Raw genomic sequence first — 12,895 nt, forward strand, 5'->3', positions numbered from 1 at the left:
AGAGCATGCGTATGAACATCGGGTCATTTACCGGCAAGCAGGCCACGCTACTGGCACTGGGCGTGTTCATGGGAGCAACCGTACAGGCCGCCGACAAGGCGCCCCTGACATTGTCCCGTGTGGACATCGGCATGGCCGGCGCGGAGCGGGTGATCGACGCCGCGCTCGCCGAGGCAGCGCACAATGGATGGACGATCAGCGTGGCCGTGGTCGATACGGCCGGGGAGCTGGTTGCGTTCCGTAAGGCCGATGGCGCCATCGGTATCAGCCCCAGCGTCGCCATCGGCAAGGCGCGCACCGCGGCGCTGCTGCGCCAGCCTTCAGCGAATTTCGAAGCGTACGTCAACGGCGGCCGCCCCAGCTTCCTCGCCACCCCCGGCGCAGTGCCGCTGGAGGGCGGAGTCCCGCTCGTCATGGACGGTACGACCGTCGGCGCCGTTGGCGTCAGCGGTGCGCATGGGCCGAACGATTCACAGGTTGCGAATGCCGGAGCGAACGCCCTGCAACCCTGAACCGTGCTGCCCGCTGACCAGGGCCCTTAAGCGGGGCCCTGCCCGGTCAGCGGTCCTTTTCCGCTTCGCCAGGGCCGAGGGTGCTCAGGCTCATGCCACTCATGGCGGAGCCGAACTGCTGTACGCCGGGCAACATCAGGTACAGGCATTTGGTGATGAATGTCTTCATGAGAACTCCCGACAGGTTTCGCTCAACTGGCGGTAGCGCCGCCATCAATGTTCAAGTCCGCCCCGGTCACCCAGGCGGCCTCATCTGAAGCGAGATAAATCGCGGCCCAACCGATGTCCTCCGGGCGACCGACACGCTCGCGAAGGATCTGCTTGCCCAACGCCGCTTCCAGTAACGCAGGATCACGCGCCAAGTGAGCACGGGTCGCGGCGGTTTCCACCAACCCAGGCGAGATGCTGTTGGCGCGGATGCGATACGGGCCGCCTTCCATGGCCAATTGCCGGGTCATCGCCAGCACCCCGCCCTTACCCGCACAGTGGGCGAGCGCCGGTGAACCCTCCAGGGCCATCCAGGCGTTCGCCGAGGCGAAGTTGATGATGGAGGCGCCGCCGCGTTGCTTGAGGTGGGGCCAGGCCGCCTGGCAAAGCAGGAAGACGATGTCCAGCTCGCCTGTCAGCGTCTTGCGCCACTGGCTTTCATAGTCCATATCCTCGATCCAGGCGAAGGCGCCAAATGCGGCGGCGTTGACCAGCACGTCGATGCCACCGTGACGTTCGAGGGCGAACTGCACGAGGCGCTGGGCGCCTTCAGGCTGGGTCAGGTCGCAGGGGTGCAGGCTGGTCATTTCGAGGCTTTCTGCGGCCGCTGTCGCCAGGGTCTTCTGCGCCGACGCCGCGTCGATGTCGCAACCGACGACGCTGGCGCCTTCACGGGCGAACATCAGCGCGCAGGCCTGCCCGATCCCGCTGCCGATGCCGGTCACCACCGCCACTTGCCCGGCCAGACGGGGCATCAGGCGTCCTCCACTTTATGCGCGACGAGGCGGAACAGGCAGGGCTTGCGCGACGGCTTCATACCCGCCAACAAAGCAGCCACCGCCACCGGTAGCAGACACCAGCCCAGCCAGCCCACCGTGGTCGCCAGGCTCCCGCTGGTCTTGGTCAGCGTGACGACCAGAATCGGGCTGAGAAACATGCCGAGGCAGTAACTGCCGTACCACATGCCCGTGCCCAATCCCCGGCGAAACCAGGGCAGCTGGCTCATGTTCCAGATCGCCAACGTCGGTAGCAGCAATCCACAGCCCAAGCCGTTGATCAGCGCCACCATCAACATGCCGCGGCTGCTCTCGACCCCCGGGATCATGAGAAAACTGGTTGCGATAAGGCCGAAGGCCAGGGTCAGGCAGTGCGGCACCCGCAGCCCGACCCGCTTGAGCAGGTGTACGGACAGCGTACCCAGCACGATCATGACGCTGCAGGCCGATGCAATCATGCCCGCTGTCTTCGGTGAGGGCTCACCGACATCCCCCAGCAGGAAGGCCAGTTGAACCTGCAAGACCATGAAGGCGATGGCACCGATGAAGGTGATCGAACAGATCGCCATCAGCAGCCAGGGCCGGAAGACCTGCGCGCCGTGTTCGTCCTGCTCCTGCGAGCGGGCCAATTCACCCGCGGTCGGCTCCCAGAGCAAGAGCTGGCTGAGCAGGGCCATCAGCAACGGGACGAGGTAGACCACGAACGGCACGCGCCAGCCAAGCTCGCCCAGGGCGCCGCCGATCATGAAGAAGACGATGGCCGAAGACGAGGCGAAGGTAGTCTGCAGGGCGAGGTACTTCTGTCGCTGGGCACCGCTGTAGTAGTCACCGATCAGCATCGTACTGATCGTCACCACGACGGCCTCGGCGCAGCCGAGGGCTACGCGGCTGGCGATGATGCCGTACAGCGACTCGAGCACCAGCGGCAGAGTGCCAAGCACGCCGTAGGCGAACACCGCGCTGACCAACAGCCGTTTGCGCCCGATGCGGTCCGCGAGCAGGCCGACCACGGGACTGAGCAACGCGACCAGCAGGCCCGGGATGGTCAGCGCCACGGGGACCAGGAATTCGACGTTGGGTACGTCGGCGAAGTGCGCCTGAATCTGCGGCAGGCTCGGCGCAATGACGATTGCCGCCATGGGTGCCAGGCAGTTGATCAGCAGCAGCAGGTAGGTGGCCGACGCCTTAGGCGATTGGCAAAGAGAGGATGAACTCATGGCACGCTCCGGATTTGTTGTTATTTCGGGTGGGACCTGTGGGCTGCCCGTCTCCGGCCAGCGTCACGCCCCTAGTGCGGCATACCCATGGCATGGGTCACGCCACTGGTCGTCCGGCTGAAGCTGTAGTAGCCGATTCGGATGTCGGTGAATTTGCCCGCCTCGTTCAGGGTGTAAAACACCGCGCCGTGGAAATCGAAGCGTTCGCCCTGGCGAATGGGGCCGAACGGGGTTTGCTGCGCATCACGGGGTACGCTGAAGACGGTGTGCAGCTGGACCGCCAGGGTCTTGCCATCGAACAGGAACTGCTCGACCTTCACCTCCTCATCCATCGCGCCCCAGATCTGTCGGTAATGGTCCCTGACCTCAGGGATGCCGTTGAATACCAGGCCACCGTTGGTCATGCGTACATCCGGCGCATAGTAGGTGTCGAAGGCGGCCGGGTCCTTGCGGTTGAACAGGTCCAGGTAGTGCTGGAAACTCTCGCGGTCGACGACCCGCCCGGTAGCGGTTTCGCGCGCCACCGCCTCGGCGTGGGCTACAGGCAGCAGCCCAAGCGGCTGGCCCAGTGCGGCCAGCAAGGCGAACAGGGCCGCCTGTTTTCTGAATGTCATCCTCATGCCCTCTTTGTTCTTATAGGAATTGCATGCCGCTTTCGGCCCGGCCGCCTGCCGGGCCGGTCAACTCATCCGCGCCAAGCCATCGCGTTGCGGATCAGGGCCTCGATGCTGCCGTCATGCCGGAAGCCGATCGCCTCGGCCGCGTTCGCTTCCAATGGCGGCAGGTTGCCAAAAGCCGCCTCCAGGTCCGCATCCGGCCGATAGTTCACCAACTCGCGGCGGTCATCGCCGAACTGCCGGGCCAGCCCTTCGACCAACTCAGCGATGGTCAGGCGCAGCACGGGCAGCGTATAGGCCCGCCGGGGCCGTACCTGCTCCGGCTTCAGGCCCGCGGCATGCAGAAGGTTGCTAGCACAGCAGCCGACTGACATCCACCAGGCGACTGCCTCGGCTGAAACCGGGCACTCGAAGCGCTCGCCGGCAGCCAGCTTCCAGAACAGATCGCTCATGAACGCCGACAACAGGCCCGAGGGCTCCGGTGGCCGAGCGACGATGCCGGGCAAGCGCAGGATACGGCCGTCCAGCCAGCCCCGACGGCTGTAGTCTTCGAGCAGGATTTCGCCAGCCAGTTTGTGCGCGCCGTAAGAAAGGCCCGGGCGTAGAGGCGACTGGTCATCCACCAGGGCGGGCAGCGGCGAGCCGTAAACCGCGATAGTGCTGGTGAACACGACCCGAGGGCAGTGGCCCTGGGTGCGTAGCCGTTCGAACAGATCGAGGGTGGCGAGCAGATTGACCTGCAAGCCCAGCTCATAATTGCGCTCGGCCGCGCCGCCCGGAATGCTGGCTAGGTGGAACACCACGTCCGGCTTGATGTCCAGCGCCGCGCCCAGCACGGCCGGGTCGGCGATGCTGCCGGTTACCCGCTCGATGCGCGGGTCAACCGGCAGGTGCTCGCCACTCATGTCGGCCACGGTCAAACGGGTCAGCGGCCCCTGATCTGGAAGCAGCTCCTCGGCAGCCAGCAGCTGCTTGACCAGTTCGCGCCCAACGAAGCCGTTACCGCCGGTAACCAGAACCTTCATACCCGACCCTCCACCGGCACCATCCGATGCTCGATGGCACCGAAAACGGACTGCCCATCAGCCCTGTGCATTTCAAAGCGCAGCGTTTCCCCGAAGCGCATGAAAGGGGTAATCGATTCGCCGTGGTCGATCTTCTCGATTGCACGCCGTTCGGCCAAGCAGGCCGACCCCACCATGCGATAACCCTCGTTCGAGAACGTACCGGAGGCCAGCACGGTGCCCGCGCGCAGGTTGCGGTTGTAGGCCAGGTGGCTGATCAGCTCGCCGAAACTGAAATCCATCTCCCGGCCGTTGGGGTTGCCGAACCAGTCGCCGTTGCGGCTGACCTGCATATCCAGGTGAACGCGCCCCGACTGCCAGGCCTCGCCAAGCTCGTCCGGGGTGACCGCGACCGGTGCGAAGACCGTCGCCGGCTTGGCGTTGATCAGCCCGAAGCCCATCGACAATTCCCGGAACAAATGAGCACGCATCGAGACGTCGTTGAGCAACATGAACAGTTTGATATGCCCCAGCGCTGCCCCTGGATCGATGCCCATGGGTACATCATCGAGTACCACGGCGATCTCGCCTTCGAAGTCGCAGTTGTCCTGCTCGGTCGGGAAGGGGTAATCGTCACAGGCGCCCAGGAAGTCGTCACCCTGACGCTGCACCAGGACAGGGATGCCGGGCTGCTTCTTCACGTTCAGATCGTAGGCTTTCTCCATGATTTTGCCGTGGTTGAGAAAGGCCGACGCATCCACGAACTGATAGGCACGCGGCAGGGGCGCCATCACCTTGCGAGGGTCGAAGGCGACCGCGTCTTCGAGCACGCCGGCGTTCAGATAGCGGTATTCGTCATCCAGCGCCGCTTCTACCTCGGCCCAGTTCTCGATGGCCTGCTGCAGGGTCGACGCCGCACGCGCCGGGCGGCAGCGCGCCAAGTCGCGTGAAACTACCAGCAATCGCCCGTCGCGACTGCCGTCCTTGAGTGTTGCCAATTTCATCGGAATTTCTCCTCGGATTCGCTAGAAGAATCGAGCCATAGCTCGGGGCACTGGATCAGCTCGATCAGGTTGCCGGCCACGTCGCGAATGAAGGCCATGGGCGTACCCTGCACGACCTTCTGGAAAACGATGTCGGCGCCCTTCTCACGCAGGCCCTGCACCGTGGTTTCGACGGCCGACACAGCCAGGCAGAGATGCTTGTTGCCATGGGTGCGCACATCCAGATTGGGTTCACGGCGATCCGCGGGCAGCGGCGCGGCGCCCTCCACCTCGAACAGTTCGATGCGGAAATCGCCACGCCGGATGAAGGCGACCTGGGCCGGAATGAGCTCGATGAATGCCCGCATCTCCAGCTCGAAGCCGAGCATCCGTGCGTACCACGCGATCGCGGCGTCCATGTCCGGCACGCTGATGCCGACGTGGTGGGGTTTGATTGCGGGGGCCAGATCATTCATCGCTGCGGCTCCGTCAGCTAAGGGGGCGACCGCCATCCACGGGAATCACGGCCCCCGTGGTGAAGGTCAGATGCGTCGCGACGGCCAATACCGCGGCCGCGACTTCCTGCGGTTCGGCCAGCCGTCGCAGCGGCGTGCGTGCGGCCTGCTCGTCGCGCCAGCTCGCGTCCATCTGCTTGACGAACTCGGTGTCGGCCAGCCCTGGGGACACCGACACCACACGGATGGCCGGGGCCAGCGCGCGGGCCAGGGAGCGGGTCATGTTGTCCACCGCCGCCTTGGACGCGCAGTAGGCGACGTTGCTGCCCATGGCGCTCACCGCCGCGATCGATGAGATGTTCACCACCAACCCTTGGCCGTTTCGTTCGAGCAGTCGCCGCAAGGCCCGCACAACGGCGAACGGGCCACGGACATTGGTCGCCATGATCCGATCGAACAGGGCATCGCCAAGGCCATCGAGATCGTCGTGCGGAACGAACTGGGTCGTTCCGGCACAATTGACCAGCAGGTCGCAGCGCCCAAGTTGACGATCGATCGCACCAGCCAGATCGGTTAGAGCGGCGCTATCGGTCACCGGCGCCGGTAAGGCCAGGTGCGGAGCGCCGGCAGCGGGCAGTTGCGCGGCGAGCCGCTCAGCCTCGTCGCGCGAGGCGTTGTAACCGATGACGACGGTGGCACCGGCCGCGGCCAGCTGTTGGCAGATGACGGCGCCGATCCCACCGGCGCCGCCTGTGACCACGGCCACTCGGCCCTGCAGAGAGGCGACCATGGCTCAGGCCGTCTTCTTCAGGCGGCGGACGCGGATGTCGGCCTGCTCTTTATGCCCGGAGAAATGCTCCAGCGCGCAGAGCCGCGAGCAGTACTCGCCGATCATGACCGAGGCTTCGTCGGTCAGCACGCGCTGATAGGTGTGGGTCTTGATGAACTTGCCCACCCATAGCCCACCGGTGTAGCGCCCCGCGCCCATGGTCGGCAGGGTGTGGTTGGTGCCGATGACCTTGTCGCCGTAGGACACGTTCGTGCGGTGGCCGAGGAACAGGCCGCCATAGGCGGTCATGCGCTCCAGGAACCAGTCCGGATCTCTGGTCATCACCTGCACGTGCTCGGAGCAAATGCGTTCGGACTCCTGCAGCATCTCTTCGTCGGTGTCGCACAGGATGATTTCGCCGTAGTCGCGCCAGGCAACGCTGGCGACCGGCGCGGTGTCGAGGCGGGCAAGGACCGCTTCGATGGCCGCTGGCAGCTCTTCGGCAATCTTCGTGCTGGTGGTGACGCAATACGCCGGCGAGGTCGGGCCATGTTCAGCCTGGCCCAGCAGGTCCACGGCGACCAGTTCGGCATCCACGCTGTCGTCGCAGATGACCATGGTTTCGGTCGGCCCGGCGAACAGGTCGATACCGACGCGGCCAAACAACTGGCGCTTGGCCTCGGCCACATAGGCGTTGCCGGGCCCGACGATCATGTCCACCGGGGCGATGTTCTCGGTGCCCAGGGCCATGGCGGCCACGCCCTGCACGCCGCCCATCACGTAGATCTCATCGGCGCCGGCCAGCGCCATGGCAGCGATGATTTCAGGCGAGGGCTTGCCGTCGAACGGTGGCGCGCAGGCGATCACCCGCTTGACGCCGGCGACCTTGGCGGTCAGCACGCTCATGTGCGCTGAAGCCAGCAGCGGGTACTTGCCGCCGGGGATGTAGCAGCCGACCGAGTTGACCGGAATATTCTTGTGGCCAAGCACCACGCCCGGCAGCGTTTCGATCTCGACGTCGCGCATGGACATCAGCTGCACCTGCGCGAAGCGGCGGATCTGCGCCTGGGCGAATTTGATGTCTTCGATCGCCTGCGGGCTCAGCGAGTCGATGCAGGCCTGGATCTCTTCCGGCGACAGGCGCAGCGACGGCGGATTCCACTTGTCGAACTTCTCGGAATATTCGCGCACCGCGGCTTCGCCACGCGCCTCGATGTCCTTGATGATCTGCTCGACGGTGGTGCGGACCTGGTTGTTGAGTTCAGCCTTGGCTTCGGCCGGCTTGCCTTTCTTGACGTACTGGATCATCGCTCACTCCTTGGTTATGGCTGCCGCCCCGCCGGTGACGGAGCAGGCATGGTCGAATCAGGCCTTGGCTGGCACGCTTTCCACCTCGACGCCCAGGGCGACGATGAAGCGCGCAACCATGTTGTAGGTGGCAATCACGCCGATCAGCTCTACCAGCCGGGTATCACCCAGTTCCTCGCGCAGGTCGTGCAGCAGTGCCGAGGGCACCCTGCCCTGGCGGGTCATGTCGTGCGCCAGCCGCAGGACGGCGCGCTCGATCGGCGTGAAGAGATAGTCGTGCGCCAGGGCACCCTTGAGATCGCGCAACGCGTTGAACTGGGCTGGCGTACCGCCGGCCTTGAGAAACACGGGGCCGTGGTGGTGCATCTCGTATTCGGCGCCGCACAGGCAGGACACGGCGCAGATGACCAGCTCGCGCAGCTTGTCCGGCAGGCTCAGCTCATTGCGGACCTTGCCCAGCAACGCGCCCCAGCCCTGGGTGAACGGCGCGCTGTGAAGCATGATCCGGTCGAGGTTGAGCAGTGTGCCGCCACGCCGCTCCAGGATCGGCGCGACCACCTCGGGCGGGCCAGCGGCATCGATCGGTTTGTAAGGCACTACGGGCATGTCGCTCTCCGAGTTCAAGAGTTCAGATCGGTTGCCGGTGCCGCGACGCGGGCCTGGCGGGTCGCGGCCCGTTCGGTGCGACGTGACGCGGGGGTGTTCAGCGGCTGGGGCGCCGCCTGCTGGTGCGGCAGAAGGAAGTAGGCGAGAGCGGGCAGCAGGATCAGCGCCCCCAGCATGTTCCACAGGAACATGAAGGCCAGCAGGATGCCCATGTCCGCCTGGAACTTGATGTCCGAGAACACCCAGGTGGCGACGCCTGCGGCCAGGGTTAGGCCGGTCAGAACCACCACCTTGCCGGTAAAGGTGAGCGCGGCGTAGTAGGCCTGCGACAGGCTATCGCCCGCCCGCAACCGGGCCAGCGTGACCGAGAGGATGTACAGCGCGTAATCCACACCGATGCCGACGCCGAGCGCGATCACCGGCAGGGTCGCGACCTTAACCCCCATGCCGAGCGCAACCATCAGGGCTTCGGCCAGTACGGACGTCAGCATCAGCGGCAGGATGGCAACCACTACCGCGCGCCAGGACCGGAAGGTCACCAGGCAAAGCAATGCGACCGCGCCGTAGACCAGGAACAGCATCTGCCGCCAGGCCTGCTCGACCACCATGTTTGTCGCGGCGGCAATACCGGCGCTGCCACCGGCCAGCAGGAAGCGAATGTCGTCGGTGTTGTTGGCGGCCGCGAAGGCTTCCACCTGCTCGACCACACGGGTGAGGGTCTCGGCCTTGTGGTCGTGCAGGTAGACATACAGCGTCAGCAGGTCGCAGGCGTCGTTATAGAGGCCGCGCGGGGCACCCGCAGTGACGAAGTTGAGCATCGACTGGTTCTTGATCAGTTCGAACCACTTCGGATTGCCCTCGTTAAGCCCGACCAGTGCCTGGCGGTTGAGCAGCGAGAGCGAATTGGTGGTGTCCACGCCCGGCAACTGACGCAGCTGCCACTCGAGGGCATCGACGCGCCGGAGTGCCTCGTAGTTGGCGCAACTGCCGTTGCCCGCGGTCTCCACCATCACGGCGAGCACGTCGCTGCTGGCACCGAAGCGTTCATTCATGAAGGCGACGTCCCGGTTGTAGCGCGAGTCGTCGCGCAGCTCCGGCGCGCCCGGGTCTAGGTCGCCGATCTTCAGCTGCTGGCTGCCCGCCAGGCCGAGGCCGCCGAGCACAAGCCCACCGGCGATCGCCAACACGGCGCCGCGGCGACGGGTGAACAGGTCGAGAAAGGCCCAGAACGGATGGCGCGTGGTGACTTGCTCCGCCCGCAGGCTGCGCTCGGCGGCGCGGGCGCTGACACCGGTGAACGACAGCAGAATCGGCAGCAGGATCAGGTTGGTGAAGATCAGCACGGCCACGCCCAGGCTGGCGGCGATGGCCAGCTCCTGGATGACGCGGATGTCGATCACCAGCAATACCGCGAAACCCACCGCGTCGGCCAGCAGCGCCGTCAGCCCGGCAAGGAACAGCCGGCGGAAGGTGAAACGCGCCGCGATGTATTTGTGCGTGCCGCGGCCGATGTCCTGCATGATGCCGTTCATTTTCTGCGCGCCGTGGCTCATGCCGATGGCGAAGACCAGGAAGGGCACCAGCATCGAATAGGGGTCCAGGTCGTAGCCCAGCGCCGAGATCAGCCCGGTCTGCCAGACCACGGCGATCAGCGAGCTGCACACCACCAGCGCCGTACTGCGCACGCAGCGGGTGTACCAGAACACCATGGCGGTGACGATCGCCACGGCGACCGCGAAGAAGGTCAACACTTCACGCAGGCCATCGATGAGATCGCCGACGATCTTGGCGAAGCCGGTGATGTGCAGGCTGACGCCCTCCTGCTCAAAGCGGCTGCGAAGCTCTTCGAGGCTCGCGGACAGCTCGGCATAATCGATCGGACGCCCATCGGGCAGCTGGCTGAGCAGGGGCACGTAGATCACGCTGGCGCTGCTGTCGAGCGCGACCAGCTGGCCGACCTCGCCGGAGCGGTCGACGTTGGCGCGCAGCTGCTGCAGGCTGGCGGAGGATCCGTCGTAGCCCTGGGGAATGACCGGGCCGCCTTCCATGCCGTCTTCGGTCACGCCGGCCCAGCGGGTGCTTGGTGTCCACAGCGACTTCATCCCGGCGCGGTCGACGCCCGGCAACAGGAATACCTCATCGTTGAGCTTGCGCAGCGTCTCCATGTAGGCCGGGTCGTAGATCGAGCCGGACTCGCTTACCACGCCGATCCGTACGGCATTGCCCAAGCCTCGCAGCTCGTCCTGGTGCTCCAGGTAGTTGACGATATAGGGATGCCCCGCGGGGATGGTTTTCTCGAAGTTGGCGTTCAGCTGCAGCTCCGAAGCCTTCCAGCCGAGCACGAGCGTGACCAGCAGACACAGAACCACCACGACCAAACGATGATTGAACAGCAACCGCTCCAGCAGGTTGCCGGACGTGTCATCGAAATCCGCGCGACTGGAGAGAGTTGGGAAATTAGATGGCTGCGTATGCATGGCAGACGAAACTCCTCAGTGTTGGCTCGGCAGGTTCGGATAGACGATGCCCTGCAGGCTGCTGACCAGCAGGTCTCCCGAAGCCGTATGCGCGAGCCCGGTAGGCGGAGGAAGCGGGTTGCGGTTCAGTACGCGAAGCGGAGCCGCCATGCGCCCTTCGAGCAGTTGTCCCGCCTGATTGAGCAGCCATAAGCGGCCACTTTCGTCGAGCCGGCTGGCGACGACCGACGCCGCGCTGGGCAGCTCAATGGCGGCCCAGGTCTCGCCCCGATCGGTCGAGCGAAAGGCATTGCCGCGCAGGCCGGCCACCACGACGGCACCCGAGTCGCTGGCCGAAACCGTGAAGTAGCTGCCCTGGTAGGGTGTGCGCAGGCGGGTGAAGCGGGCGCCGTTGTCGTCCGAGCGATACACCCGCCCCTCCTCACCGACGATATAGAGGCTGTCGCCACCCGCGGCGATGGCGTACAGGTGGCGCGCGCCGGGGTTGTCCAGCTGGGCCGACAGCGAGGTCCAGGTCTGGCCGCCATCGGTGGTGCGCAGGATCAGGTTGAACGCCCCCACAACCAGCCCGTTGCGCTCATCGCTGAACAGCACGCCGAGAAAGGGCTTGTCCGGCCCCTCCTCCACCAGCCGCTCGGCGTTAGCCCGTGCGGCCTTACTTCCTTCGGCTGCATCCGGGAGGGCCTGCGCCTCTGCCAATACTCGCGCGGCCGCTTCCTCGCCGGTCAGCTGGACCTGCCATGTTTCGCCGGCATCGCGGCTGTGCAGCACCGTGCCGAAGTGGCCTACGGCCCAACCCACACGCGGCGTCGGGAACTGCACGGCGGTCAGTCCGATGCTGACCGGAACGGGTGCCTGGCGCCAGCTCGTACCGTTGTCGTCGGACAGCAGAATCAAGCCACGCTCACCGACCGCCACCAGACGGTCGCCAGCGCGCTCGATGGCCTGGATCACAGCCTTCGAAGGCGCTTCGACCACGGCGGCCGGCCTGCCCTCGGCATCGGCCACCGGCGCCGCCCAGGCGCAAGCCAGGGATTGGACGATCAACGTGCTGGCGGTCAGCGCGGCGCAAAACGCAGGGCGACAGCGAGCCAGGCGGCCGGAGCCACCACCCAGGAACTTGCTCATGGGATTACCTTTCTGGTTGTTCGAGGTGTACGCCGGGCCCGTCTTAGAAGACAGTGCCGCCGTCGGCGTTGAGTACCTGGCCGGTAATGAAGCCCGCTTCATCGGAGGTGATGAACGCCAGCAACCCGCACAGGTCGTCCGGCACGCCGTTGCGCTTGATCAGTTGTTGTTCACGCACAGCATCGAACAGCGCAGGCGGCAGGTTCTCTTCTGAGGAAGGTGTCCGGATGAGCCCCGGCGCGATGGCATTGACTGTGATGCCCTGTGGCCCGAGCTCTGCGGCAAGCGCGCGAACCAACCCGAGCCCAGCCATCTTCGTCGTGATGTAGCCGGTGAAGTTGGGCATGGGATTGCCCACGGTGCTGGAAGAGATTTGCACGATTCGCCCATACCCCCGGCTAGCCATATCAGGCGCGAAGGCTTGAGCCAGCAGTAGCGATGCCTCGACGTTTACCGCTTCGAAGCGGCGAAAGGTCTCGATGGTCAGCTCGGCAAAGGGAATCAGCGGCATGTAAGCAGCGTTGTTGACCAGGATGTCACAACGGCCAAAGCGGTCGAGCACATTGGAGGCGAAACGTTGCACTGCCTCTGAATCAGCCAGATCGAAGGCCTCCGCGTAGACCTGTCGTCCTAGGGCCTCCACCGCTGACATCGTCTCTGTAGGAAGGGAGCGGCCGGCAAGGGCCAAGTGGCATCCCGACTCTGCCAGGCGACGCGCGAAGTAACCACCCAGGGCGCCGGTGGCACCGGTAAGGACGGCAATACGGTCTTGATGACTTTTATGCACAACAAGGTTCCTCTTTTGTTTTTATTGTCTGGGGCGCTTAGCACGCCGC

Annotated in this window: 14 protein-coding genes; 1 reads left to right on the plus strand and 13 read right to left on the minus strand. The window is 65.2% G+C overall.

The window, feature by feature from the left end; all coding sequences use genetic code 11:
• Nucleotides 1-11 precede the first annotated feature (11 nt).
• Nucleotides 12-512, plus strand: a complete 501-nt coding sequence (locus tag M1D78_RS10580) for a GlcG/HbpS family heme-binding protein (protein ID WP_437419306.1) — start codon at nucleotides 12-14, stop codon at nucleotides 510-512.
• Nucleotides 513-558: 46 nt separating this feature from the next.
• On the opposite strand, the gene M1D78_RS10585 is transcribed toward M1D78_RS10580, so the two are convergent.
• The 13 genes from M1D78_RS10585 to M1D78_RS10645 all read right to left on the minus strand — a co-directional run bounded on the left by M1D78_RS10585 (nucleotide 559) and on the right by M1D78_RS10645 (nucleotide 12,846).
• Nucleotides 559-681: a hypothetical protein gene (locus M1D78_RS10585; RefSeq protein ID WP_437419305.1), complete on the minus strand. Its 123-nt coding sequence runs from the start codon at nucleotides 679-681 to the stop codon at nucleotides 559-561.
• A gap of 22 nt (nucleotides 682-703) precedes the next feature.
• Nucleotides 704-1,474 (minus strand): SDR family NAD(P)-dependent oxidoreductase, encoded by a 771-nt coding sequence (locus M1D78_RS10590; RefSeq protein ID WP_437419304.1) that lies wholly within the window; start codon nucleotides 1,472-1,474, stop codon nucleotides 704-706.
• Nucleotides 1,474-2,712, minus strand: coding sequence for an MFS transporter (locus tag M1D78_RS10595; RefSeq protein ID WP_437419303.1), 1,239 nt, complete (start codon nucleotides 2,710-2,712; stop codon nucleotides 1,474-1,476). The genes M1D78_RS10590 and M1D78_RS10595 overlap by 1 nt, the downstream gene beginning before the upstream one ends.
• 71 nt (nucleotides 2,713-2,783) lie before the next feature.
• Entirely contained in the window at nucleotides 2,784-3,326 is a 543-nt protein-coding gene (locus M1D78_RS10600) for a nuclear transport factor 2 family protein (RefSeq protein ID WP_437419302.1), read from the minus strand.
• 71 nt (nucleotides 3,327-3,397) lie between these two features.
• Nucleotides 3,398-4,354: an NAD-dependent epimerase/dehydratase family protein gene (locus tag M1D78_RS10605; RefSeq protein ID WP_437419301.1), complete on the minus strand. Its 957-nt coding sequence runs from the start codon at nucleotides 4,352-4,354 to the stop codon at nucleotides 3,398-3,400.
• Nucleotides 4,351-5,337: a fumarylacetoacetate hydrolase family protein gene (locus M1D78_RS10610; protein WP_437419300.1), complete on the minus strand. Its 987-nt coding sequence runs from the start codon at nucleotides 5,335-5,337 to the stop codon at nucleotides 4,351-4,353. Before M1D78_RS10610 ends, M1D78_RS10605 begins: the two co-directional genes overlap by 4 nt.
• Nucleotides 5,334-5,792: a VOC family protein gene (locus tag M1D78_RS10615; protein ID WP_437419299.1), complete on the minus strand. Its 459-nt coding sequence runs from the start codon at nucleotides 5,790-5,792 to the stop codon at nucleotides 5,334-5,336. The genes M1D78_RS10610 and M1D78_RS10615 overlap by 4 nt, the downstream gene beginning before the upstream one ends.
• Nucleotides 5,793-5,805: 13 nt before the next feature.
• Entirely contained in the window at nucleotides 5,806-6,561 is a 756-nt protein-coding gene (locus tag M1D78_RS10620) for an SDR family NAD(P)-dependent oxidoreductase (RefSeq protein ID WP_437419298.1), read from the minus strand.
• A gap of 3 nt (nucleotides 6,562-6,564) precedes the next feature.
• On the minus strand, nucleotides 6,565-7,848 hold the full coding sequence (gene hisD, locus M1D78_RS10625; protein ID WP_437419297.1) for a histidinol dehydrogenase: 1,284 nt from the start codon (nucleotides 7,846-7,848) through the stop codon (nucleotides 6,565-6,567).
• A 57-nt stretch (nucleotides 7,849-7,905) separates the two neighbouring features.
• Nucleotides 7,906-8,454: a carboxymuconolactone decarboxylase family protein gene (locus tag M1D78_RS10630; protein WP_437419296.1), complete on the minus strand. Its 549-nt coding sequence runs from the start codon at nucleotides 8,452-8,454 to the stop codon at nucleotides 7,906-7,908.
• Nucleotides 8,455-8,468: 14 nt separating this feature from the next.
• Nucleotides 8,469-10,931, minus strand: a complete 2,463-nt coding sequence (locus M1D78_RS10635) for an efflux RND transporter permease subunit (protein WP_437419295.1) — start codon at nucleotides 10,929-10,931, stop codon at nucleotides 8,469-8,471.
• 15 nt (nucleotides 10,932-10,946) lie between these two features.
• Nucleotides 10,947-12,059 carry a WD40/YVTN/BNR-like repeat-containing protein gene (locus M1D78_RS10640; protein ID WP_437419294.1) on the minus strand — a complete coding sequence of 371 codons (1,113 nt, stop codon included), beginning with the start codon at nucleotides 12,057-12,059 and terminating at the stop codon, nucleotides 10,947-10,949.
• Nucleotides 12,060-12,102: 43 nt separating this feature from the next.
• Nucleotides 12,103-12,846 (minus strand): SDR family NAD(P)-dependent oxidoreductase, encoded by a 744-nt coding sequence (locus tag M1D78_RS10645; RefSeq protein WP_437419293.1) that lies wholly within the window; start codon nucleotides 12,844-12,846, stop codon nucleotides 12,103-12,105.
• Between the last annotated feature and the right edge of the window lie 49 nt (nucleotides 12,847-12,895).

The organism is Pseudomonas sp. SA195 (genome assembly GCF_054131565.1).

Bases quoted from the DNA above. Each gene is read 5' to 3' on its own strand.
- M1D78_RS10580 (WP_437419306.1), top strand. From the start codon at position 12: ATGAACATCGGGTCATTTACCGGCAAGCAGGCCACGCTACTGGCACTG.
- M1D78_RS10585 (WP_437419305.1), bottom strand. From the start codon at position 681: ATGAAGACATTCATCACCAAATGCCTGTACCTGATGTTGCCCGGCGTA.
- M1D78_RS10590 (WP_437419304.1), bottom strand. From the start codon at position 1,474: ATGCCCCGTCTGGCCGGGCAAGTGGCGGTGGTGACCGGCATCGGCAGC.
- M1D78_RS10595 (WP_437419303.1), bottom strand. From the start codon at position 2,712: ATGAGTTCATCCTCTCTTTGCCAATCGCCTAAGGCGTCGGCCACCTAC.
- M1D78_RS10600 (WP_437419302.1), bottom strand. From the start codon at position 3,326: ATGACATTCAGAAAACAGGCGGCCCTGTTCGCCTTGCTGGCCGCACTG.
- M1D78_RS10605 (WP_437419301.1), bottom strand. From the start codon at position 4,354: ATGAAGGTTCTGGTTACCGGCGGTAACGGCTTCGTTGGGCGCGAACTG.
- M1D78_RS10610 (WP_437419300.1), bottom strand. From the start codon at position 5,337: ATGAAATTGGCAACACTCAAGGACGGCAGTCGCGACGGGCGATTGCTG.
- M1D78_RS10615 (WP_437419299.1), bottom strand. From the start codon at position 5,792: ATGAATGATCTGGCCCCCGCAATCAAACCCCACCACGTCGGCATCAGC.
- M1D78_RS10620 (WP_437419298.1), bottom strand. From the start codon at position 6,561: ATGGTCGCCTCTCTGCAGGGCCGAGTGGCCGTGGTCACAGGCGGCGCC.
- hisD (WP_437419297.1), bottom strand. From the start codon at position 7,848: ATGATCCAGTACGTCAAGAAAGGCAAGCCGGCCGAAGCCAAGGCTGAA.
- M1D78_RS10630 (WP_437419296.1), bottom strand. From the start codon at position 8,454: ATGCCCGTAGTGCCTTACAAACCGATCGATGCCGCTGGCCCGCCCGAG.
- M1D78_RS10635 (WP_437419295.1), bottom strand. From the start codon at position 10,931: ATGCATACGCAGCCATCTAATTTCCCAACTCTCTCCAGTCGCGCGGAT.
- M1D78_RS10640 (WP_437419294.1), bottom strand. From the start codon at position 12,059: ATGAGCAAGTTCCTGGGTGGTGGCTCCGGCCGCCTGGCTCGCTGTCGC.